The sequence below is a fragment of the Georgenia sp. SUBG003 genome, from assembly GCF_000715355.2.
In the GTDB taxonomy this organism is placed as follows: domain Bacteria; phylum Actinomycetota; class Actinomycetes; order Actinomycetales; family Actinomycetaceae; genus Georgenia.
This window is the reverse complement of sequence record NZ_CP180204.1, coordinates 2,092,160-2,115,356: the sequence shown is the minus strand read 5'-3', so window position 1 is coordinate 2,115,356 and position 23,197 is coordinate 2,092,160. Positions and strand designations below refer to the sequence as shown.

15 protein-coding genes and 4 pseudogenes are annotated in these 23,197 nt (G+C 72.2%); 5 read left to right on the top strand and 14 right to left on the bottom strand.

Going from position 1 to position 23,197, the window contains the following annotated elements; all coding sequences use genetic code 11:
- Window positions 1-134: 134 nt before the first annotated feature.
- The 4 genes from dinB to DA06_RS10415 all read right to left on the bottom strand — a co-directional run bounded on the left by dinB (window position 135) and on the right by DA06_RS10415 (window position 4,778).
- Window positions 135-1,391 (bottom strand): DNA polymerase IV, encoded by a 1,257-nt coding sequence (gene dinB, locus DA06_RS10430; RefSeq protein ID WP_043499741.1) that lies wholly within the window; start codon window positions 1,389-1,391, stop codon window positions 135-137.
- A 119-nt stretch (window positions 1,392-1,510) separates the two neighbouring features.
- Window positions 1,511-2,437, bottom strand: coding sequence for a tripartite tricarboxylate transporter substrate binding protein (locus tag DA06_RS10425; RefSeq protein WP_418607628.1), 927 nt, complete (start codon window positions 2,435-2,437; stop codon window positions 1,511-1,513).
- 166 nt (window positions 2,438-2,603) lie between these two features.
- Entirely contained in the window at window positions 2,604-4,229 is a 1,626-nt protein-coding gene (locus tag DA06_RS10420) for a tripartite tricarboxylate transporter permease (RefSeq protein WP_418607626.1), read from the bottom strand.
- Between the two features lie 12 nt (window positions 4,230-4,241).
- On the bottom strand, window positions 4,242-4,778 hold the full coding sequence (locus tag DA06_RS10415) for a tripartite tricarboxylate transporter TctB family protein (RefSeq protein ID WP_043499736.1): 537 nt from the start codon (window positions 4,776-4,778) through the stop codon (window positions 4,242-4,244).
- Window positions 4,779-5,068: 290 nt separating this feature from the next.
- Here DA06_RS10415 and DA06_RS10410 point away from each other — a divergent pair, with 290 nt between their 5' ends.
- On the top strand, window positions 5,069-5,839 hold the full coding sequence (locus DA06_RS10410; protein ID WP_043499734.1) for a triose-phosphate isomerase family protein: 771 nt from the start codon (window positions 5,069-5,071) through the stop codon (window positions 5,837-5,839).
- A 56-nt stretch (window positions 5,840-5,895) separates the two neighbouring features.
- Here the strand turns inward: DA06_RS10410 and DA06_RS10405 are convergent, their stop codons facing one another.
- The 3 genes from DA06_RS10405 to DA06_RS10395 form a co-directional block, all read right to left on the bottom strand.
- Window positions 5,896-6,216, bottom strand: a complete 321-nt coding sequence (locus DA06_RS10405; RefSeq protein WP_418607971.1) for a 4-hydroxythreonine-4-phosphate dehydrogenase PdxA — start codon at window positions 6,214-6,216, stop codon at window positions 5,896-5,898.
- Window positions 6,146-6,910: a 4-hydroxythreonine-4-phosphate dehydrogenase PdxA gene (locus DA06_RS10400; protein ID WP_418607625.1), complete on the bottom strand. Its 765-nt coding sequence runs from the start codon at window positions 6,908-6,910 to the stop codon at window positions 6,146-6,148. The genes DA06_RS10405 and DA06_RS10400 overlap by 71 nt, the downstream gene beginning before the upstream one ends.
- 298 nt (window positions 6,911-7,208) lie before the next feature.
- Window positions 7,209-7,919, bottom strand: coding sequence for a GntR family transcriptional regulator (locus DA06_RS10395; protein ID WP_043499732.1), 711 nt, complete (start codon window positions 7,917-7,919; stop codon window positions 7,209-7,211).
- A gap of 87 nt (window positions 7,920-8,006) precedes the next feature.
- Between DA06_RS10395 and DA06_RS10390 the strand changes: the two genes are divergently transcribed.
- Both DA06_RS10390 and DA06_RS10385 read left to right on the top strand, forming a co-directional pair.
- Window positions 8,007-8,993, top strand: coding sequence for a sugar phosphate isomerase/epimerase family protein (locus tag DA06_RS10390; protein WP_052436613.1), 987 nt, complete (start codon window positions 8,007-8,009; stop codon window positions 8,991-8,993).
- Between the two features lie 145 nt (window positions 8,994-9,138).
- The gene (locus DA06_RS10385) at window positions 9,139-10,923 is read left to right on the top strand and encodes a dihydroxyacetone kinase family protein (protein WP_418607623.1); all 1,785 of its coding nucleotides are present in this window, start codon (window positions 9,139-9,141) and stop codon (window positions 10,921-10,923) included.
- Window positions 10,924-11,015: 92 nt separating this feature from the next.
- Here the strand turns inward: DA06_RS10385 and DA06_RS10380 are convergent, their stop codons facing one another.
- The 5 genes and pseudogenes from DA06_RS10380 to tkt form a co-directional block, all read right to left on the bottom strand.
- A complete protein-coding gene (locus DA06_RS10380) occupies window positions 11,016-11,939 on the bottom strand; it encodes a glucose-6-phosphate dehydrogenase assembly protein OpcA (protein ID WP_043499723.1) in 924 nt (307 codons plus the stop codon).
- A 91-nt stretch (window positions 11,940-12,030) separates the two neighbouring features.
- Window positions 12,031-13,583 (bottom strand): annotated as a pseudogene (gene zwf, locus DA06_RS10375) (glucose-6-phosphate dehydrogenase).
- On the bottom strand, window positions 13,547-15,226 hold the full coding sequence (locus DA06_RS10370) for a glucose-6-phosphate isomerase (RefSeq protein WP_418607620.1): 1,680 nt from the start codon (window positions 15,224-15,226) through the stop codon (window positions 13,547-13,549). Before DA06_RS10370 ends, zwf begins: the two are co-directional and overlap by 37 nt.
- Window positions 15,223-16,362: a transaldolase gene (gene tal, locus DA06_RS10365; RefSeq protein WP_043499721.1), complete on the bottom strand. Its 1,140-nt coding sequence runs from the start codon at window positions 16,360-16,362 to the stop codon at window positions 15,223-15,225. Before tal ends, DA06_RS10370 begins: the two co-directional genes overlap by 4 nt.
- A gap of 45 nt (window positions 16,363-16,407) precedes the next feature.
- Window positions 16,408-18,589: pseudogene (gene tkt / locus DA06_RS10360) on the bottom strand (transketolase).
- Between the two features lie 401 nt (window positions 18,590-18,990).
- Here tkt and DA06_RS10355 point away from each other — a divergent pair.
- Window positions 18,991-19,935, top strand: coding sequence for a heme o synthase (locus tag DA06_RS10355; RefSeq protein WP_418607618.1), 945 nt, complete (start codon window positions 18,991-18,993; stop codon window positions 19,933-19,935).
- A gap of 10 nt (window positions 19,936-19,945) precedes the next feature.
- A pseudogene (locus DA06_RS10350) lies at window positions 19,946-20,882 on the top strand (site-specific tyrosine recombinase XerD).
- A 160-nt stretch (window positions 20,883-21,042) separates the two neighbouring features.
- Here DA06_RS10350 and DA06_RS10345 read toward each other — a convergent pair.
- A pseudogene (locus tag DA06_RS10345) lies at window positions 21,043-21,246 on the bottom strand (IS30 family transposase); the annotation flags it as partial.
- Window positions 21,247-21,510: 264 nt separating this feature from the next.
- A complete protein-coding gene (locus DA06_RS10340; protein ID WP_418607616.1) occupies window positions 21,511-23,166 on the bottom strand; it encodes a glycosyltransferase family 4 protein in 1,656 nt (551 codons plus the stop codon).
- Window positions 23,167-23,197: the final 31 nt, after the last annotated feature.

Below are 23,197 nucleotides of genomic sequence, written 5' to 3'. Positions count from 1 at the left end.
GCGGCCGACGGCGCACGGTCGGCCGCCGCGTCAGAGGTCCCGCTCGGGTAGGTCCCGCAGGTCGTCGGAGACCCCTGCGCGTCAGGGGTCGCGCCCGGACAGCCCCGCAGGCCGTCGGGCACCCCGCCGCCCTGTCAGAGGTCCCGCTCGGCCAGCTCCCGGAACTCGTCGGGCACCCCGCCGCCACGTCGCACGGTTGCCGGCAGGTAGCCCACCGCGTCCCTGCCGAACCTCGCACGGGCGGCGTCCATGGACCGGTCGAGCGCCCACCTGGCCGAGCCGGCGGCCGAGCCGGGCCGCCACGGGTCCTCGGGCTCGAGCGGGAGCTCGAGCTGCACGACGGCCTGCCGGGTCAGGTTGGACACGGAGATGGCGAGCAGGGTGATCTCGACGGCCTCGCCCTGGTCACGGAGCGCCTGCCGCACGAGCCGCTCCGCCACCTCGGTGAGGGTCAGCGTCGCCGAGACCGGCACCGGGAGGGTGTGGGAGCGGGTCACCGTTCGCATGCCGGCGAACCGCACCCGGACGGTGACCGTGCGCCCCGCCCTCCCCTTCGCCCGGAGCCGGCCGGCGACCCGCTCCGCCAGGTGACCGAGCACGGCCCGGACGAGCTCCGGCGTCGGCTCCCGGCGCCCCAGGGCGGACTGGGCGCCCACAGAGCGGGCCCGGCCGGAGCTGGTGACCCTTCTCGGGTCGTCGTTGCGCGCGAGGGCGTGCAGCGTCGCCCCCGTCGCCCTCCCGAGCAGCCTCTCGAGCGCGGGCCCGGGCTCGCCGACGAGGTCGCCGATGGTGCGGATCCCCCGGTCGGCCAGCCGCTGCTCCGTCACGGGACCGACACCCCACATGAGGCTGACGGGCAGCGGGTCGAGGAACTCGCGTTCGTGCTCGGGCTCGACGACCACCAGCCCGTCGGGCTTCGCGACCTGGGAGGCGATCTTCGCGAGGTGCTTGGTGCGCGCGGCGCCGACCGAGATCGGGAGCCCGATCTCGCTGCGGACCCGCTGCCGGATCCTGGTGCCTATCGTTCCCGGCGTGCCGAACAGGTGCGTCGAGCCCGAGACGTCGAGGAACGCCTCGTCGATGGAGATTCGCTGGACCACCGGGGTGTAGTCGCCGAGGACGCTCATCACCCGGTCGGCCAGCTCCTGGTACCGGCCGAAGTGGCCACGGACGAAGACGAGGTCGGGGCACAGCCGGGCGGCCCGCCAGCCGGGCATCCCACCCTGCACGCCGTGCCTCTTGGCCTCGTAGGATGCCGCGAGAACCACGCCACCCCTCGCGCTCCCGCCGACGGCGACCGGGCGCCCGCGCAGCGAGGGGTCCAGCAGCTGCTCGACCGAGGCGTAGAACGCGTCGAGGTCAGCGTGCAGGATGGTCGGCCCGCCGGGCATGCAACCAGGCTAGTCGTACGCGTGTTCGAGCGGAAGGGTGGCCGCGCCACGGCCCGCCGCCAGACGGCGGGGGTGGTGGCGTTTCCGCCACCACCCCCGCCGTCGAGATCAGAGAGCCCTTACTCCAGGCCGGCGGCCAGATCGGCCTCGTACTCCTCGAGGTAGGAGACGAAGTCGTCACCGAACAGCGGGTCGGCCTGCATGAAGTTGGTCGACATGTACTCCTCGAACGCCTCGGTCTCGACGTACTCCTTGCTGGCGTTGACCCAGTACTCCTTCGCCTCGTCGGAGATGCCGCCCGGGGCGATGATCCCGCGGTACTGCGAGAACGTGACGTCGATGCCCTGCTCGACCGTCGTGGGGATGTCCTTGAGCGCCTCGTACTCGTAGCGCTCCTCCGCGATCACGCACAGCGCCTTGAGGTCGCCCGACTCGAGCTGCCCGATGACCTCGCCCGGGTTGGTCAGCGCCACGTCGACGTGACCGCCGAGCGCGGCTGCGATCGCCTCGCCGCCCGACTCGTAGGGCACGCGCTGGAACGTGACGTCCTGGTCCTTCTCGATCAGGCCGAACTGGATGGCGTCGTTGCCTGTGACACCGCCGGAGACGGAGACCTTCACGTCGCCGGCGCGGGCGGCGTCGACCACGTCCGTGCAGGTCTCGTACGACGCCCCGGACGGGACGACCATGATCGTGGAGTCCTGCCCCACCTTCATGATCGGCGTGAACGACTCCCAGCTGAACGGCACGTCCTCGGTCAGCGCGAGGTTGACGAGCGCGGTCTCGGTCGCCAGCAGAGCGGTGGCGTCGCCCTCGAGACCCATGAAGTTGGCGTAGCCGACGGCGCCGCCACCACCCTCCTGGTTCTCCACGGAGATCGTCTTTCCGGTGACCTCCTCCAGCCCGGCGGCGATGGAGCGGCCGGAGAGGTCCGAACCTCCCCCGGGACCCATGGGCACGATCATGCTGAGGCGGTCGCCCGGGTCGAAGCCTTCGGAGCCGCCGTCCTCGGTAGCGGATCCGCCGGAGCAGGCGCTCAGCGTCAACGCTGCCGCTCCAAGTCCTGCGACGATTGCTGCACGACGAACATTCATAGTTGTGAGTCCTCCTTGACCGAACTCTGTGTGGGGGATGGGTCGAGCTTCGTCCGCGGCGGGGACGCCGAGGAACCTGGTGGTGCGAAGGGGAGAGGGTGCGTGACCGCGTCGCGGGTCACTCCTCCTGGTGGGGCGTCACCCGGGCGTTCCCGGCTCCGACGGTCTCGGACGAGGCCTGCTCGACGTCCGTCGTGGAACGTCCGGCGGCCGGACGGTCCGGACCGGTGACGGCACCGTCCGCCGGATCCGCACCTGCGGTGGCCGGCCGGCCGCGGGAGGCGATGCGCTTGGCGGCCGCCGGCACGAGCATGATCAGCGCCGTAAGCACGAGAATCCCGAGGGAGAGCGGCTCGGTGAAGATCACCGTGAGGTCGCCGTTCGCGTACGACGACGTCTGGACCAGAGCCTTCTCGACCATCGGGCCGAGCACGAGGCCGAGGATCAGCGGCGCCGTCGGGTAGTCGAACTTCTTCATGAAGAACCCCGCCGCGCCGGCGACCAGCAGGACCGGAAGCGCGAAGAGATTGTTCTGGACCGCGAAGGCACCCATCATGCTGAAGAAGATGATCGCCGGGTACAGGAACGCGTAGCGCATCCGCAGCACCTGCGCGAACACAGGGGCGAGCGGCAGGTTGAGCACCAGCAGGATCACGTTGCCGATGAAGAACGAGGTCAGCAGACCCCACACCAGGCTGGGCTGGTTCTCGAAGAGCAGCGGGCCGGGCTGGACGCCGTACATGACGAAGGCGCCGAGCAGCACCGCCGTCGTCGTCCCCCCGGGGACGCCGAGGGCGAGCGTGGGGATGAAGTTGGCGTTGGCCGCGGCGTTGTTCGCCGACTCCGCGGCGGCGACGCCCTGGACAGCTCCCTTGCCGAACTCCTTGCGGTTCGGGCTCACCTGCTTCTCGACGCCGTAGCCGACGAGCGCGGCCAGCGTCGAGCCGGCCCCGGGCAGGGTGCCGAGAGCGAAGCCGATGCCGCTGCCCCGCAGGATGGCGGAGAAGGACGCCCTGATGTCCTTGAACCTGATGACCATGTCACGCATCCGGGTGCGGATAGGCTCCACGCCGCCGGTGCCGATCTGGCTCACGACCTCGCCGATCGCGAAGACGCCGATCATGACGACGACGAAGTCGATGCCGCCCAGCAGGTTCACGCTGCCGAAGGTGAACCGGGACTCCGCGAAGCCCGAGGACATCCCGACCGTGGAGAGAAGGATGCCGAGGCCCGCCATGATCAGGCCCTTCGCCAGGTTGTCCCCGGAGAAGGAGATGATCGTCAGCAGTCCCATGATCATGATCGCCAGCATCTCGGCGGGGCCGAAGCGCAGGGCGAACGACGCGATCGGCGCGGCGATGAGCATCAGCAGGATCAGGGAGAGGATGGCCGCCACGAACGAGCCGATAGCCGCGATCGCGAGCGCCTTCCCTGCCTGCCCCTTGCGGGCGAGCGCGTAGCCGTCGACGACGGTCGCGACGGCGTTGGCGTCACCGGGCGTGGCGATGAGGACGGCGGCGATCGTGCCCCCGTACTGGCAGCCGTAGTAGATGCCGGCGAGCATGATGAGCGCCGTCACCGGCTCCATCGTGAGAGTCAGCGGCAGGAGGATGGCCACACCGGTGGTCGCGCCGAGCCCCGGCAGCATGCCGATGACCGTGCCCAGCACCACCCCGATGAAGCACCACAGCACGTTCTCCGGGGTCAGAGAGGTCTGGAACCCCAGGACAATGTTCTCGAGCATCTGTCTTCTCTCTCAGACCAGGCCGAGCATTCCGGCGGGCAGCGGGACGTTGAGCGCCACACCGAACACCAGGTACCCGAAGAGGAAGGCGCCGGCGCCGCCGACGAGCGCCACCTTCCACGGCATGTTCTCGATGAACTTCAGCAGCACCACGACCATGGCCGTCAGCGCCAGCAGGAGCCCGACGATGTAGGAGAGGACGACCGCGAGGAGGATGACGGCGAACACGAGGACGACCGCGCGGTTGCGCTGGCCCGCGTTGCGCCCGAAGACGTCGAGCTCCTCGGCAGCGCCCTGTGCCTCGGCGGGCGCATTCGTCGCACCGACGGCAGCGGCCGACGCCCGCTCCTTCCGGAAGGCGTTGGCGCCGTCCCACAGGGACGCGGCGACCATGACCACGCCGGCGACGGCGGGCATGAGGCCGGCGCCGACCAGGCCCTCGGCGGTGCGCACGCCGTAGCCGACGCCACCCACGAGCGCGCCGACGCCGATCACCAGCAGCACCAGCCGCATCAACCACGGCCCGCGGGCGACTGCCGCCCCGTTCACGACCAGCCTCCTCGGACCGGCACCGACGGTGTCGCCGTCCGAGCGGCGGCCATGGGGGCCCGCCCCCCGCGACCGCAGCCTTTGCCTGTTCATTGATGGTTGCCTCCTTGCAAGTGAGCCACCGTGCTCACCATCGCTACAGCATCGATCCCATAGGATCTATTAGACAGGGAGTGTGCCACCTCACCGTCCGCAAGCGCAATCGGCCTGCGTGGCGCACTCGAGTTGCTGCAGACATCCGCGTGGAACGGCGCGACGGATTCATTGCCTGACCGACCCGGGAGAAACAGATGACGAGCCCTCTGGTGGCCGTGAGCCTCAAGATGTACTTCGACCGAAAGCGCTCCCTGGAGTACTTCGACGCCGTCCGCGACCTCGCGCTCCACACTCCCGCGGTCCGCGGCGGCGACGTCAGGCTGGCGGTCCTGCCGGACTTTCTTACCCTGCCCGCGGCCTGCGCGGCGCTGTCGTCCACGGCTGCGCTCGTCGGGGCCCAGGACCTTGCGCCAGCCGACCGCGGCGCGTTCACCGGCGAGGTGTCCGGCGCGGACCTCGCGGCCCTCGGCTGCTCCTGCGTGGAGATCGGCCACGCCGAACGCCGGACGATCTTCGGCGAGGACGACGCCATGATCGCCGCCAAGACGGCTGCCGCGGTCCGCAACGGCCTCATCCCGTTCCTCTGCGTGGGCGAGGCCGAACGCACGACGCCGGAGGAGGCCGCCCACGAGTGCTTCCGGCAGGTCGAGCGCGCCCTTGCGAACACCGGCCGGCCGGCCGAGACGTGGATCGCCTACGAGCCTTACTGGGCGATCGGCGCCGCGGAGCCGGCGCCGGCCGACTACGTCCGCGCGGTGTGCGCCCAGCTCCGGGCCAGCCTCACCCACCTGGGAGACGCGGTCACGCTCGTCTACGGCGGCTCCGCCGGTCCGGGGCTCCTCGCACGCCTGGGCGACGCCGTCGACGGCCTCTTCCTCGGCCGGTTCGCCCACGACCCCTCTGCCCTTGCCGAGGTGGTCGCCGAGGCGGCGGCCGCCAGGACGGGTGCGGCAACGCCCGCCTGAGCTGGGCGGTGGGCGCACGAAGGGGCCGGTGCCAGCACCGGCCCCTTGCGCGCGCGTCACACCGCAGCGGGAACGCGCTGCTCCTGCGTGCGGCGACCGAGCTGGACGGCGATGTCGAACGCACGCTGCGTCGGCCCGAGGTTCGCCTTGTTCTGCCCCACGATCCCGTACGCGGTGCCGTGCGCCGGCGTCGCGATGGGGACAGGCAGCCCACCCTGGACGGTGACGCCCTGGTCGAATCCCATGAGCTTCATCGCGATCTGTCCCTGGTCGTGGTACATCGTCACCACACCGTCGTACTCGCCGTCACGTGCGGCGATGAAGATCGTGTCGCAGGGGTAGGGACCCTGCGCGTCCACGCCCTCGACCTGGGCCAGCCGGACACCGGGGGCGATGTGGTCGATCTCCTCGCGGCCGAACTGCCCGTTCTCCCCCGGCATGCGGGTTGAGCGCGCACACCGCGAGACGCGGCTTGTCGATCCCGTTGGCCCGGATCACGTCGTTGAGCAGACGGATCGCATCGAGGACGGACCGGGCGCTGATGCGCTCCGGCACCTCCGCGAGCGCACAGTGGGACGTCACCCGGGAGGTCGTGAGACCCGGGACGAAGTTGAGCTCGGAGGTGACGCCGTCGTGCTCCAGCTCCTTGGCGAACCAGCGGAGCTCGTCCTCCTCGTGCATGCCGGCGTCATGGAGTGCGGACTTGTTCAGAGACAGGAACATGATGGAGTCAACCCTGCCCTGCCTGTACATCTCGAGGCTGTCGAGCAGGTCGTGGAGCACGCGCGAGCCCCCCGCGACGGAGGCGACGCCACGCTCGACCGGCTGGTCGGCCAGCTTCGAGCCGACGAGGGTGACCCGGCCGGGCTCAGGGACGGTCGCGGTCGGCACCTCGACACCGGCCTCCGCGGCGTACCGGTCCACCTCGGCCTGGGAGGCCAGCAGATGGATCTCGGCCTTCTCACGGTTCTCCTCCACGGCGAGCAGCTTCATCGCCAGTTCCGGCCCGACGCCGGAGAGGTCGCCAAGCGTGAGCGCGAGCCGGGGGCGGGTCACGTCGGTCATGGTCATCTTCTCCTCGCAGTAGTGACGCGCGCGGGCCAGGCCGAGCGCCTTGCGACGGCACGTCGACACAGGGTCCGCAGCGGCGGGACGCACCCACCGTGCGCGACGGGAAGCCTCCCCGTCGAGCCGTCGACCACCCGGGCCATACCCGGGTAGCCACGTTCGATCCTATTGGATCTTTGATCCGACTCCAACCTGGCCCACCGCTCTCGGGCCTGCACGGCCCCAGCAGGCGCGGCGCCCACTCCGGATGACGCGGCCCGGCTCGCGCGCATCCCGACGCGTCCGGGACCTGGACCGGCGCCTACTCCGGCGTAGCGGCCGCCTCGGCCTGCGCCCGGCCGGAGACACGCTCGAGGTGCTCGCGCATGGCGTCCACGGCGACCGCCGCGTCGCCGCTCTCGAAGGCCGCGAGGATGCCGGCGTGCTCGTGCAGCGCGTCCATCGCGTCGGTGAGCCCGACGTCCATCGTCTGCCGCATGCGATGGACGTTGGCACCGAGGATCGAGGCCATCTGCTGGATGAAGCGGTTGCCGCAGGACCGGATGATCGCCTCGTGGAACGCCCAGTCCGCTCGGAAGTACTCGAGGATCTGCTCCTGGGTGGCGTCCTGCACACCGGCCGGCCCGTCGAGCCCGTAGCGCCGGGTGACCGCCTCGTGGGCGGCGTGGACGGACCTGAGCGTCTCGACGATCCCCTCGGCAGCGACGGCGCGCTCCACGGCGGCGAGCTCGATCACCTTCCTGGCGTCGACCAGTTCGGCCATCTGCCGCGCGGAGAGCGGCGAGGTGACGGTGTACCCCTTGAGGGCGGCTCGCGTGACGAGCCCCGTGTGCTCGAGCTGGACCAGCGCCTCGCGCACCGGCGTGGGCGAGACACCGAGCTCCCGGGCCAGCGAGTCGATGCTCAGCGACTGACCCGGGGCGAGCTGCTGGGTCATGAGCATCTCCAGCAGGGCGTCATGGACGTCGTCCCTGAGCACCTTCCGGGTCAGGTGGGCCGTTCGAGTCGCCATGTTCGGTGACCCTCCTCAGGGTGTGTCATGTAGTCTCACCAAGATCCTATATGCTCCAGGATCTCTGGAGAGCCTCAGAAGGAGACGATGTTGTCCTGGACTTCCGACACGTGGCCGATCGGTGCCGCGCTGCTGCAGTATCCCGGCACGCTGCCGGACGGCACAAGGACCGCCGCGGCGGGCGACGGCGAGTGGGCCAAGGTGCTGCGCGAGGTGCGCCTCGCGGGCTTCGACCATGTCGACCTGACCGACACCTGGCTGCCGGTGGGTGAGCTGGCGACCGACCGTCTGCACGCCCTCGGCGCGTTGCTGCGCGACGAAGGGCTGGGCGTCAGCGCGATCTCCGTGTCGCGCCGGTCGGTCGTCGACCACGACCCCGTCGCCGCGGCGGCGAACGTCGCGTACTCGTACCGCACGGTCGACGCCGCGGTCGAGCTCGGGGTGCGCACCGTGTGCCTCGGCCTGCACCAGCCGCTGACCCCCGCGCAGCAGACGGCGACCTGGTTCTGGCACGAGCCCGGCGCCGCCGACCCCGACGACCCCGAGGTGTACCGCCACGCCGTCGAGACGTTCCGCCAGCTCGGCCGCTACGCGGCCGAACGCGGGGTGCTTCTCTCCCTGGAGATGTACGAGGACACGTACCTGGGTACCGCGGACTCCTGCGTGCGCATGGTGACGGACATCGGCCTGGAGAACGTCGGCATCAACCCCGACGTCGGCAACCTGATCCGGCTGCACCGACCGGTCGAGGACTGGCGCACACAGTTCGGCAAGATGCTGCCGTACACCAACTACATGCACGTGAAGAACTACTTCCGTGACCTCGACGTCGCGACCGGGGCCTACTTCAGCGCCCCGGCACCCCTCGAGCTCGGCTTCATCAACTACCGCGCGGTCGTCGACATGGCGCTCGAGGCGGGCTTCGACGGGACGTTCTGCGTGGAGCACTACGGCGGCGACGGGCTGTCCGTGGCCGCCCGAAACCGCGACTACCTGCGCACGATCCTGGCCGCCAAGCTGTCCCTCCGGGGCGACCGCGCCCAGGACGGCCTCCAGACGGCCGGCGCCGTCTGACCTCACCGTCGCCGGGTGCGATCGAGCCTCCCGGTAGCGACCCGGCACGCGACCCGCTGACTCACCGGCCCTCACCCCTCATCTGTACTCAGATATCCAATAGGACGCAGCCTGTACGACAGGCGTCGGAGCGAAGGAGATCCGCATGACCCGCCTCTTCAACGACCCGAAGCAGTTCGCCGACGATGCGCTGGCGGGCATGGCGCTCGCCTACCCCGGCTACCTCCAGGGCGTGCACGGCGGCGTGGTCCGGGCGACGGAGAGCCCGCGCGGCTCGGTCTCGGTCGTCATCGGCGGCGGTTCCGGCCACTACCCGGCGTTCGCCGGCTGGGTCGGACCGGGGCTCGCCCACGGTGCCGTGTGCGGGAACGTCTTCGCGTCGCCGTCGGCGTCGCAGGTCTGCTCCGTGACCCGGGCGGCCGACAACGGCGGCGGCACGCTTCTGATGTACGGCAACTACGCCGGCGACGTCCTGCACTTCGGTCAGGCCGCCGAGCGCCTGCGGTCCGAGGGGCTCGACGTCCGCACGCTCGCCGTCTCCGACGACGTCGCCTCGAACACGCCCGAGAACCACCTGGACCGGCGCGGCGTCACCGGCGACCTCGTCGTCTTCAAGGTCGCCGGCGCCGCGGCAGAACGGGGCGACGACCTGGACAGGGTCGAGCGCCTCGCCCTCCGCGCGAACGAGCGGACCCGCTCGCTCGGTGTCGCGTTCCACGGGTGCACGCTCCCCGGGGCGGACGAGCCGCTCTTCACCGTCCCCTCGGGGATGATGAGCGTCGGCCTCGGCGTCCACGGCGAACCGGGTGTGCGCGACGTGCCCATGGGAACTGCCGCCGAGATCGCGGACCTGCTCGTCGAGGGCGTGCTCGCCGAGGAGCCTCGGCGTGGTCAGGACGGTTACGAGGGGCGCGCCGTCGTCATCCTCAACGGGCTGGGGACGATCAAGAACGAAGAGCTCTTCGTCGTCTACCGGCGGGTGGCGCAGCGGCTCGAGGACGCCGGTGTCACACCGGTCCTGCCCGAGGTCGGGGAGATGATGTCGTCCCTCGACATGGCCGGGCTCTCGCTCACCGTCACTTTCCTCGACGCCGAGCTCGAGGCGCTGTGGTCCACGCCCGTCGACACGATCGCCTTCCGGCGGGGCGCGGTGCAGCACCGCGGCCGGCGTGACGTGGTCTCGCGGGAGGTCGTGTCGGACACCGTGCCCGAGGCGTGCGACCCGTCGCGCGAGCTGGCGCAGCGGATCGCCGGCGTCCTGGCGGTCCTGAAGGACACCGCGGTGGCGGCCGAGCCAGAGCTGGGGCGGATGGACGCGATCGCCGGCGACGGCGACCACGGCCAGGGCATGAGCTACGGCAGCACGGGCGCCTGGCGAGCCGCGACCGAGGCTCTGGCCCGCACGACAGCCCACCACGGCACACCGCCGGCCGTGGCACCGTGCCCCGCCGTGCCGGCGCCGGCACGCTCGTCCTCGACGATGCGGCCGGCCGATTCCTTGCGGTCGTCGGCCGCGCCTGCCCCGTCCTCGGCAGGAGTGACGTCCTCGGCCGGGCGTGCGTCGTGGCCTGCAGAGGGGACGTCGTCGGCCGGGCGTGCGTCGTGCCCGGCAGGGGTGACGTCGCCGGCAGGGGCCGCCGTCGACGGCCGGCGACGACGTCACGACGCCGGCAGCGCCGGGTCGACCACGACCACCGGCCCCCGGCCGGAGAGGTCCACCTGCGGCACCGGAGCCGCGCCGCAAGCCGTGAGGGAATCCGAGAACCGGCGCTCGAGCACCGACACGCCCGCACCACCGCCGGCGACCCCGGCCCGCCCCCCGCTCTCAAACATGAGTACAACACTAGGCCGACCCACCGACATCGGCACCGGACCGGCCCGGAACTGTGGACGCTCGGCAGGTGAGCGCGCGGCCCTGTCCCTGTGCTAGCGGCTACCGGATCGATCGCAAGCCTGGCACGGGCCGCGAGACGCTGCACGCACGAGCCGGTTTGGCACGAGGCTCCCGGGAGGCTCCGAACCCTACGCCTGTGCGAGCTCGCGAAGCCCCTGCGTCAGGACACGCCCGTAGGTGAGGTCCGGGTCGAGCCGGCGAAGCTCCTCGATGAGGGTGTTCTCGGTGTTGCGCTGCGGCAGGTTCACGTGCTGGTCGGGCCTTCCCGGCCGGCTGAGCACGGCGACGGTCGAACCCTCCGGACGGACGATGCTGATCGGGCCGAGGTTCTGCTCGAGGACGACCGACTCGATCCCGCTGTGCCCTCGGTCGACGACCGTCACGGGGCAGCCGAGCGAGACGCGCAGCCACGCGGCGAGCAGGTCGACGCTCGGGTGCTCCGGCGCGCCCGCCACCCTGGCGGCCAGCACCGGCTCGGTCGGCGGCTCGTCCAGCGCCGCTGCGAGGAGTGCCCGCCACAGCGTCAGCCCGCCCCAGGCGAGGTCCGTGTCGCCGGGTGCGTAACCGTCCGCCAGCGCGTCCAACGTCTGGACCGGTGCCTCACAACGCACCGACTCGGTGATCCGGCGCTGCGCCATCGCACCGATCGGGTCGGCCGAGGGGGTCGCGGGGGGAGTGGACGGCCACCACGCGACGATCGGCGCGTCCGGCAGCAACAACGGCATGACGAGCGTGTCGGGCGCCGTGCCGGCCCCGCCGCGCGGACGCAGAACCACGACCTCGGACGCGCCGGCGTGCCCGCCGACGCGAATCTCCGCGTCGAGTCCCGCCGGCTTCTCCGAGTCGTCCGGGAGCACGACGATCACACGCATGGGGTGCTCGTGGGACGCGCCGTTGGCCGTCCGGATCGCCCGCTCGGACGAGGCTTCGTCGTCGGGCAGGATCACGAGGGTCAGCACCCGCCCGAGGGCGACGGCGCCGCCCTCGTCCCGAAGCGAGACGAGGCGGGACCCCACCTCGGCAGAGTTGGTGCTGCGGAGGGTGACGATCATTCGTAGCTCCTTGTCGTGGCCGACGCCGTCGTGGCCGACACCGTAGTGGCCGACACCGTCGTGCTCGGCGATGTCGTGACCGATCCCGTTCTCACGGCCGGCGCCAGGTGCGTCCGTCGCGCGCCAGCATCGCGTCCGCCGAGGCGGGCCCCCAGGAGCCGGGAGCGTACTGCTCCGGCTGCCCGCGCCGCGCCCAGTGGTCGAGGATGGGGTCGAGGATCTGCCAGGACAGCTCGACCTCCTTCTGACGCGGGAACAGCGGCGGGTCGCCGAGCAGGACGTCGAGGATGAGACGCTCGTAGGCCTCGGGGGAGTCCTGCGTGAACGCGTGGCCGTAGCCGAAGTCCATCGTGACGTCGCGGACCTCCATCGCGGTCCCCGGCACCTTGGCGCCGAAGCGGATGGTCACGCCCTCGTCCGGCTGGACCCGGATGACGAGCGCGTTCGCCCCGAGCTCCTGCGTCGACGTCAGGTCGAACGGCAGGTGCGGCGCCCGCTTGAACACGACGGCGATCTCCGTGACCCGCCGGCCGAGCCGCTTGCCGGCACGCAGGTAGAACGGCACGCCCGCCCAGCGCCGCGTGTCGACGTCCAGCCGGACCGCGGCGTAGGACTCGGTCTCCGAGGTCGACGGGATGCCGTCCTCGTCGAGGTAGCCGCGGACCTCCTGGCCCCCCTGCCAGCCGCCCGCGTACTGCCCGCGGGCGGTGTGGGCGTCGAGGTCCTCGGGGACCTTGACGGCCGAGAGGATCTTCTCCTTCTCCGCCCGCAGCGCATCGGCCTCGAAGGAGACCGGCTCCTCCATCGCCGTGAGCGCGAGCAGCTGCAGCAGGTGGTTCTGGATGACGTCCCGAGCCGCCCCCGATACCGTCGTAGTACCCCCGCGCGCGAGCCGATGCCGATGGACTCGGCCATCGTGATCTGCACGTGGTCGACGTAGTTGGCGTTCCAGATCGGCTCGAACAGCTGGTTGGCGAAACGCAGCGCCAGGATGTTCTGGACCGTCTCCTTGCCGAGGTAGTGGTCGATACGGAACACCGAGTCCGGCGGGAAGACCTCCGAGACGACGGCATCGAGATCGCGCGCCGACGACAGGTCGTGCCCGAACGGCTTCTCGATCACCACCCGCCGCCAGCTGTCCGGCTCGGAGCCCGACAGCCCGGAGCGGGCCAGCTGCCGCAGCACCAGCGGGAACGCGTTCGGCGGCACCGACAGGTAGAACGCGTGGTTGCCACCCGTGCCGCGCTCCGCGTCCAGGTTGGTGACGGTCTGCGCCAGCTGGTCGAACGCGTGGTCGTCGTCGAACTCGCCCTGGACGAACCGGAAGCCCGTCACGAGCTGGTTCCACGTCCGCTCGTCGAACGGTGTGCGGGCGTTGTCACGCACCGCGTCGTGGACCACCTCGGCGAAGTCCTCGTCGCTCCACGAGCGTCGGCCGAAGCCCGTCAGGGCGAACGACGGCGGCAGCAGGCCGCGGTTGGCGAGGTCGTAGACCGCGGGCATGAGCTTCTTCTTCGCCAGATCCCCGGTCACCCCGAAGATGACCAGGCTCGAGGGCCCGGCGATACGTGGCAGGCGGCGGTCGAGCGGGTCGCGGAGCGGGTTGTTCACCGCGCCGGTCCCGTGAGTACGCCGGCGAGCCACGCGAGCGCGTCCCGGTTGCCCACGTGCAGGCGCAGCACCGGACGCCCGGCCTCGGCCAGGACGCGGGCGTCGCCGGCCGCCTGGGCGGAGACGAGCGTGGCGAAGTCGAAGTCACGCCCCGGGATCTGCACGGCCGCCGTCGGTGTGCCGGTGATCTGCAGGAACACGCCGTTGGCGGGTCCGCCCTTGTGGTACTGCCCCGTGGAGTGGAGGAAGCGCGGCCCCCACCCGAAGGTGACCGGGCGGCCCGTGCGCCGGGCCAGCCCGTCGCGCACGCCGTCGAGGATGCTCGCGGCCCGGCCCTCGCGGTCGAGGTAGGCCATCACCGCGAGGTACCCGTCCTCGCCCAGCCGGGCCAGGAGCCGTTCGAGGGCCTCGTCCACGGAGCTTGCGCCGTCGAGAAGGCCCGACGACGCACGGACCTCGATCCCGGAGTCCTCGAACGCGGGGGGCTGGGGCGCCGGGGTCGACTCGAGCAGGCCGCGGGCCGCCGCCTTGGCGGACTCGACGTTCGGCTGGTCGAAGGGGTTGATGCCGAGCAGCCGGCCCGCCACCGCCACGGCGTGCTCCCACAGCAGCATGGTGCCGCCGAGGGTCCCGGAGACGGTGACCTCCGTGCGGGCCGCCTCGTCCTCGACCCCCTTGTCCGTCTCGTCCGTGAGCGGGGTGAGCAGGACGGGCAGCACGTCGCGTGCCACGTCGGTGAGCTCGGGCGCCCTCGGCCCGACGACGACGGGCAGCAGCCCGGTGCCCTCCTTGCCGGTGGACTCGGCGACGAGCTGCTCCGCCCAGTCGCCGAAGTGGAACAGGCCCGAGCCGGCGTCGCGGACGACGATCTTGTCGCGCAGCGGGTCGGTGCCCGCCAGGGCGGCGCCCAGCACGAGCGCCGGGTTCGCCTCGGAGTCCTCGGCGAAGAACTCGGCGACCGCCGCCGCCTCGTCCAGGAGCTCCTCGACGTCGACCCCCGCGAGCGCGGCCGGGACGAGACCGAACGCGGTGAGCGCGGAGAAGCGGCCGCCGACGTTCGGGTCCGCCTCGAACACGGCGCGGTAGCCAGCCTCCTCCGCCGCCTGCTGCAGCGGAGAGCCGGGGTCGGTCACGACGACGATCCGGCTGGCCGCGTCGATGCCGGCCGCCGTGAAGGCCGCCTCGAAGGTGCGGCGCTGGGAGTCGGTCTCCACGGTCGACCCGGACTTGGAGGAGACGACGACCACCGTCGCCCTCAGGTCGCCCTCGAGCGCCCGGTGGACCTGGTCGGGGTGCGTGGAGTCGAGCACGACCAGCTGCTCGCCGGCGGTGCCCGCGATGACCTCGGGCGCGAGCGAGGAGCCGCCCATGCCGCACAGGACGACGCGGTCGACGCCCTCCTCGAGGAGCTCCTCGCGGAGCTTCGCCAGCGGCTCGAGCAGCGGACGGGAGGTCTCGTGCAGCCGGGTCCAGCCCAGGCGGACCGCCGCCTCGGACTCGGCGGCCTCGCCCCACAGCGTGGCGTCCTGGGCGCTGAGCCGGCTGGCGACCCTGTCGTCGACGAGCCGGGGAAGGTGGGTGGACACGGCGCGTGCGGCGTCCCCGGTGGCGCTCACCTCGATGAGCGCGCCCTCCTCAGGGCCCGCCCACGCGATCGTCGCTGCGGACGCGCTCATTTGGCGGCCTCCTGCGTCACGGTGCGGCCCTGCAGAGCGGCCTCGACGGTCTCGAGCAGCTCGGCCCAGCTCTTCTCGAACTTCTCCACGCCCTCGTCCTCGAGCACCTGCACGACGTCGGTGTAGGACACGCCCACGCGCTCGAGCTCGTCCAAAAGGTGACGAGACTCGGCGTAGGTGCCGTGGACGGTGTCGCCGCGCAGCTCCGAGTGGTCGGCCACGGCCTGCAGCGTCTTCTCGGGCATGGTGTTGACCACGCCGTCGACGACGAGCTCGTCCACGTACATCGTGTCCGGGTACGCCGGGTCCTTCACGCCCGTGGACGCCCACAGGGGGCGCTGCGGGTGGGCGCCGGCCGCGGCAAGCTCCTCCCAGCGCGGGGTGGAGAAGATCTCCTCGTACGCCTCGAAGGCGAGGCGGGCGTTGGCGACGCCGGCCCTGCCGCGCAGCGCCTTCGCCTCCTCCGTGCCGATCGCGTCGAGGCGCGCGTCGATCTCGGCGTCCACGCGGGAGACGAAGAAGGAGGCCACGGAGCGGATCCCGCTCAGGTCGATGCCCGCGGCGTGGGCGCGCTCGAGCCCGTCGAGGTACGCGGCGGCCACTGCGCGGTAGCGGTCGAGGGAGAAGATCAGCGTGACGTTGACGCTGACGCCCTCGCTGATCGCCTGCGTGATGGCGGGCAGTCCCTCCATGGTGGCGGGGATCTTCACGAAGAGGTTCGGGCGGTCCACGGTCTGCCACAGCACGCGGGCCTGCTCGATCGTCCGGTCGGTGTCCTTCGCGAGCCGGGGGTCCACCTCGATGGACACCCGGCCGTCCTCACCTCCGGTGGCGTCGTAGACGTCCCGCAGCAGGTCGCAGGCGTGGCGGACGTCGTCGGTGGTGACGGCGAGGACCGCCTCGTCCACGCTGGCGCCCTGTCTCGCGAGCGTGGCCATCTGCTCGTCGTAGGAGTCGCCCTTCGACAGGGCGCCGGCGAAGATCGTCGGGTTGGTGGTCACGCCCACCACGTGCTTCTCGTCGACCAGGGCCCTCAGGCCACCGCCGGTCAGACGCTCCCGGGAGAGGTCGTCCAGCCAGACGGAGACACCGAGCTCGCTGAGGCTGCCGAGCCGGTCGGTGCTGCTGTCACTCATCGTTGCTCCTTGTTCGCGGGAAGTTGTGGTGGACGTGACCGTCGATCACTTCGGCAGGTCGCCGGTGCCCGCCTGGGTCGGGACCTGCTCGGCCCGCGGCGCGGCGTCGCCACGTGCCGCCGCGATGGACTCCTTCGCGGCGGCGGCGACGGCCTCGGCGGTGATGCCGAACTTCTCGTAGATGACCTTGTAGTCGGCCGACGCGCCGTAGTGCTCCAGCGAGACGGCACGGCCGGCGTCGCCGATGAGGTGGTGCCAGCTCATGGCGATCCCGGCCTCGACGGAGACCCTGGCGCGGACCGAGGACGGGAGCACCCGCTCGCGGTAGGCCTCGTCCTGCTCGGCGAACCACTCCTGGCTCGGCACCGAGACGACACGCGCCGCGACACCCTCGCCCGCCAGCTGCTCACGGGCGGCGAGCGCCAGCTGCACCTCGGAGCCGGTGGCGAGGAGGATCACGTCCGGCTCGCCGTCGGTGGCCTCGGCCAGGATGTAGGCCCCGCGCAGGGTGCCCTCGGCGGACGCCAGGGTCTTGCCGTCGGCCGCGCCGTCCCCGCGGTCCGGGTTCGGCACGTCCTGGCGGGTCAGGATGATGCCCGCGGGGCGGTCGGTGCGCTCGAGGATGCCGCGCCAGGCGTAGGCGGTCTCCGCGGCGTCGGCCGGGCGGACGACGTCCAGGCCCGGGATGGCGCGCAGCGCGCTGAGGTGCTCGACCGGCTGGTGGGTCGGGCCGTCCTCGCCGAGGCCGATCGAGTCGTGCGTCCACACGAACGTCGACGGCGCACCCATGAGCGCGGCGAGACGCACGGCCGGGCGCATGTAGTCGGAGAAGGTGAGGAACGTGCCGCCGTAGGGCCGGGTGAGCCCGTGCAGGGTGATGCCGTTGAGGATCGCGCCCATGGCGTGCTCGCGGATGCCGAAGTGCAGGGTCCGGCCGTACTCGTGGCCCGGGAACATCTTCGTGGAGCGCTCCACGGGGGTGGAAGGACGGCTCGCCCTTCATCGTGGTGTTGTTCGAGCCCGCGAGGTCGGCGGAGCCGCCCCAGAGCTCGGGCAGGGTGGCGGCGAGGGAGGAGAGCACCTCGCCGGAGGCCTTACGGGTGGAGACGGCCTTGCCGCCCTCGAAGGCGGGCAGGGCGCCGGTCCAGCCCTCGGGCAGCTCGCGACCGCGGAGCCGGTCGAGCAGGGCCGCGTTCTCGGGGCTGGCGGCGCGCCAGGCCTCGTAGGCGGCGTCCCACTCCTCGTGCGCGGCGGCCGCGCGGGCGCTCACGGTCCCACGGGTGTGCTCGATGACCTCGGGGGCAACCTCGAAGCTCGACTCGGGGTCGAAGCCGAGGACGTTCTTGAGCGCCTTGACCTCGTCGCCGCCCAGCGCGGAGCCGTGGATGGCCCCGGTGTTCTGCTTGGTGGGCGAGGGCCAGCCGATGATGGTGCGCAGGGAGATGATCGACGGGCGGTCGGTCTCCGCCTTCGCCGCCTCGATCGCGGCGTGGAGGCCGTCGACGTCCTCGCGGTACTCCGTGTCGCCGTGTGTCCAGTCCACGCGCTGCGTGTGCCAGCCGTACGCCTCGTACCGGCCCAGCACGTCCTCGGTGAAGGCGATGTTGGTGTCGTCCTCGATCGAGATGCGGTTGTCGTCGTAGATGACGACGAGGTTGCCGAGCTGCTGGGTCCCGGCGAGCGAGGACGCCTCGGAGGTCACACCCTCTTGGAGGTCGCCGTCGGAGGCGACGACGTAGACAAAGTGGTCGAACGGGCTGGACCCGGCGGCGGCGTCGGGGTCGAGCAGGCCGCGCTCCTTGCGGGCGGCGTACGCCATGCCGACGGCGGAGGCCAGGCCCTGCCCGAGCGGGCCGGTGGTGATCTCGACGCCCTTGGTGTGGCGGTACTCCGGGTGACCCGGGGTCTTCGAGCCCCATGTGCGCAGCGCCTGAAGGTCCTCGAGCTCGAGACCCATGCCCGCCAGGTACAGCTGGACGTACTGCGTGAGGGAGGAGTGTCCGGCCGAGAGCACGAAGCGGTCGCGCCCGAGCCACTGGTCGTCGGCCGGGTCGAGCCGCATCACCTTCTGGAAGAGCAGGTACGCGGCCGGGGCGAGCGACATGGCCGTCCCGGGGTGCCCGTTGCCGACCTTCTGGACGGCGTCGGCGGCGAGGACGCGGGCGGTGTCGACCGCGCGCTGGTCGAGCTCCGACCACTCGAGGGCGGGGGCGGGCGTTGTGTTCACTGGTCCTCGTTTCCGTCCCGGATCTGCCGGGACCTCGTCGCACGGTGGCTCGCTCGTCCGCAGACGGCAGGCGACACGTTCTGTACGTCCGCGACTTTACCGTCGCGCGGAGTGCCGGGCCCCGGGGGGCCACCAGTTGTCCCGAGGGGTGGTCCGCCACGCCGGCGGGCTGTGGCGGAGGTCACACCACGAGGGCGGGCCGGGCCGCCGTCGCCCCTTCCGTGGCCCGCCGGCGTGACCCCTCCGACATGCCAGGATGCCCGCTTCCCCGGGCAGTCCCCGTACCATGGGCGGACGGAGGACGGGCGGGACACGCCCGCCGTCACGAGCCGGTGCGTCCACCGGCGGAGCAGGAGCGAGAGATCCGCGTGCACAGTGCCCAGCCAGCCGCGAGCCACCCCGTGGCCGACGCCGCCCCGTCCGGGTCCGGCGCCGCAGCGGGCCCGTTGCACCCCACGACCACGCGCCGGGCCCGGTGGCGCGCCTACGTGGCGCTGACCAAGCCGCGCATCATCGAGCTGCTGCTGGTCACCACGGTGCCGACGATGATCCTCGCCGCGGACGGCTGGCCCGGCACGTGGCTGCTGCTGGCCACACTCGTGGGCGGCTCCTTCGCCGCCGGCTCGGCGAACGCGTTCAACATGTACCTCGACCGCGACATCGACCGGCTGATGAACCGGACGAAGCAGCGCCCCCTGGTCACGGGCGAGCTCACCGACCGTCAGGCGATCGTCTTCGCCACCGCCCTCGGGGTCGTCTCGATCGTCTGGTTCGCCGCCCTGGTGAACCTCGCGGCGGCATGGCTCGCGCTGGCGGCGATCCTGCTCTACGTCGTCTTCTACACGATCCTGCTCAAGCGGCGGACCTCCCAGAACATCGTCTGGGGCGGGGTCGCCGGCTGCATGCCCGTGCTGATCGGCTGGGCGGCCGTCACCGGCACCGTCGGCTGGGCGCCGGTGGTGCTGTTCCTCGTCATCTTCTTCTGGACACCGCCGCACTACTGGCCGCTGTCGATGAAGTTCCGCAAGGACTACGCCCGCGCCAGGGTGCCGATGCTGCCGGTGGTCGCCGACGACGTGCGTGTCGCCCGGCAGATCCTCGCCTACACCGCCGCCATGATCGTCTGCACGCTCGCGCTCGTCCCCGTGGCCGGCATGGGCCTGCTCTACACCGCGGTGGCCGTGGTCGCCGGCGCCTGGTTCCTGGCCGCCTGCATCAGGCTCTACCGCCGGGCGCTGAACCCCGAGCGCGGCAAGCTGGCCGCGATGAAGGTGTTCCACGGCTCCATCACCTACCTGTCCGTGGTGTTCCTCGCCGTGGCGGTCGATCCGTTCCTGCCCGTCTGACGCCGCGGCGATGACGTCGGGGCTCGGTCGCGCGCGGGCGGAGTACCTCGCCCACCTCGCGGTCGAGCGCGGTGTCAGCGACCACACCCTGGCGGCCTACACCCGCGACCTGGACCGCTACGGCGCCTTCCTCGCCGCCCGCGGACGCGACGCGCTCGACGAGGTCACCGAGGCCGACGTCGTCGCCTACGTCGAGGCCATCCGGACCGGGGACGACGGCGGAACCGCCCTCGCGCCGTCGTCCGCGGCCCGTGCCGTCACCGCGGTGCGCGGCTGGCACCGCTTCGCCCACGCCCGAGGGGACGACCGGCGCACGACCCCAGCGCGGCCGTGCGGCCGCCGTCGACCTCGCGGCGCCCTGCCCAAGGCGATCCCCGGTCGACCGGGTGGAGGCGCTGCTCGACGCCGCGTCGCTGGGGGAGGGGCCCGTCCCGCTGCGCGACCGGGCCCTGCTGGAGGTGCTGTACGGCACCGGCGCGCGCATCAGCGAGGCCGTGGGGCTGGCGGTGGACGATCTGGACCTCGACGGCGACGTCGCCGCGCTGCGCCTGTTCGGCAAGGGCCGCAAGGAGCGGGTGGTGCCCGTGGGGAGCTACGCTGTCGGGGCGCTCGAGGCCTACCTGGTGCGGGGCCGGCCGGAGCTGGCCCGCGCGGGCCGGGGCAACGCCGCGCTGTTCCTCAACACCCGCGGAAACCCGCTCAGCCGGCAGAGCGCCTGGGCGGTGCTCCAGACCGCGGCCGGCCGGGCCGGGCTGACCGAGCACATCTCCCCGCACACGCTGCGGCACTCCTTCGCCACCCACCTGCTGGCAGGTGGGGCCGACGTGCGCGTGGTGCAGGAGCTGCTGGGCCACGCGTCCGTGACGACGACGCAGATCTACACGCAGGTCACCGTGCAGACCCTGCGCGAGGTCTACGCCGCCGCACACCCGCGAGCTCTGAGCTGACCCCCCCTTCGCGGCGAGACGTCAACTTCTCCGCGAGAGGTCATCTTCTCCGCGAGAGGTGGCGGTCTCAAGGGGGTGGTTGCAGCACCGGCTTGTTGGTGGGTGGAGAGTAGCGCCTCGAGAGCCTCGGCCGGGGGTGCGCCAGTCCAGGGTCATGCGGGGGGCGGCCGTTGAGGAGGGCGGCGACCTCGTCGAGGCGTTCGGGGCCGTGGACCGACAGGTCGGTGCCCTTGGGGAAGTACTGGCGCAGCAGGCCGTTGGTGTTCTCGTTGGAGCCGCGCTGCCAGGGGCTGTGCGGGTCGCAGAAGTACACCGGCAGGTCGGTGGCGAAGGTGATCTCGGCGTGGCGGGCCATCTCCCGGCCTGGTCCCAGGTCAGCGATCCTGCGGCCGGGGCGACCCGTAGCCGCCCGGCGCCGGCGACTGCCCGTAGCCGCCCGGCGCTGGGGACTGCCCGTAATCGCCGGGCGCTGGGGACGCGCCTGAGGGGTGGGAGCCGGGCCCGCCGGCAGGGCCGCTCCGCGGGTCCCGGGGCGCGAACGGTGACGGACCGCTTGACGACATGGGCCCAAGCGTAGGGCGCGGCGTGCGCGTGCCGCCCGGGCGGCTCACCGGCCTCGGCTCCCGCCTCAGTCCACGGGCAGGGCGTCGTCCATGTCGAACGGCTCGGGCAGCGGCGCACGTCCGGCCAGGTGGAACGCCCGTACCAGCGTGTTGGCCCGGAGCCGGCGCACCTGCTCCACGTGCGAGTTGTGGAACCGCCGGGCCAGCTGCAGGCGGTACCAGGCCTGGTGCAGCTGCGTCATGACGTCGGCGGCGCGGGGGTCGGAGGCGAGCTCGTCGCGCTCCTCGCGCGGACCCAGGACCGCACGCAACGTCCGGCTCAGCTCGCTCTCGAGCAGCCCGCGGTCGGCCGAGACTCCGGTGCCGGCCTCCACCCCCGCCAGCGGCCCCGTCTCGGGACTGCCCGCGAGACCGTCGCGGACGAGCTCGTCCGCCGCGGCGTCGCAGGCGCGCAGCGCGACGTCGGAGACCACCATCGCCTCCGCCGGGTCCAGCGCACCGCACGCCGCCAGCTCGGTGGCGGCGGTGGCTCGGCGCGCGAGCTGCGCCTCCAGCGTGGCGCGTGACCGCAGCACCGTGCGGTGCAGGCGGTCGACCCGGACGGCCTGCCGCCACAGCACCGCGAGCACGGCGGCCACGACGCCGAGGACGACGAGCACCCACTCGGTCACGCCCACGTGCGCTCCGTCGCGGCGGCCCGGAACCTGCCGAACATCGTTCGCGAGCGTGGGTCCTCCCGGACCCTGGCGTGCGCGGTGGACAGGACCATGTCGTAGACGGCCAGGACCTGGCTGGTGACCGTGGACCAGTCGTAGCGGCGCACGGCGGTCGCGGCACGCTCGCGCACGGGGGGCCGTCTCCGCGCGGTGGCTGAGCACGTCGACGAGCGTGCGCGCCAGGCTCGAGGCGTCCCCGCGCCGGAACAGCCGGCCGACGGCGCCGTCCTCGAGCACCGCCTGGAAGGCCGGGATGTCGGCAGCGACGGTCAGCGAGCCGCCGCTCATCGCCTCGACCAGCACGATGCCGAAGCTCTCGCCGCCGGTCTGCGGGGCGACGTAGACGTCGACCGAGGCGAACAGGCTCGCCTTCTCCTCGTCGCTGACGCCGCCCAGGAAGGTCACGGCGTCCCCGAACCGGGCCAGGGCGGCCCGTTCGGCGGCGGCCTCGCCGCGTCCGGCGACGAGGAACCGGGCGCCCGGGACCTCCGCGAGCACCGGCCCGACCGCGTCCGCGAGGATCGGCAGTCCCTTCCGGGGCTCGTCGAGACGTCCGAGGAACGCCACGGTGGGGCGGTCGTCGGTCCCGACCCACCTGGGGTCGCGCGGCGCCTGCGCGAACCGGTCCACGTAGACCCCGTTGGGGACGATCACCGCGTCCCCGCCGAGGTGCTGGACGAGGGTACGGCGCGCCTCGGCCGAGACGGCGATGCGCCCGGTGATCTTCTCCAGCATCGGCACCACGACGGGGGAGATCGCCTGCAGCCCGCGGGACCGCTCCATCGACGTGTGGAAGGTTCCGACCACAGGTCCGTCCGCCGCCCAGAGAGCCAGCATGCTCAGCGAGGGCAGGAACGGCTCGTGGATGTGGAGCAGGTCGAAGTCGCCCTCGCTCACCCAGCGGCGCACCCGTGCCCCCACAACCGGGCCGAAGTTCAGCCGCGCGACCGACCCGTTGTACGGGATGGCGACGGTCCTGCCGCTGGCCACCACGTACTCCGGCACGGGGGGTGGAGTCGTCCGCCGGGGCGAGCAC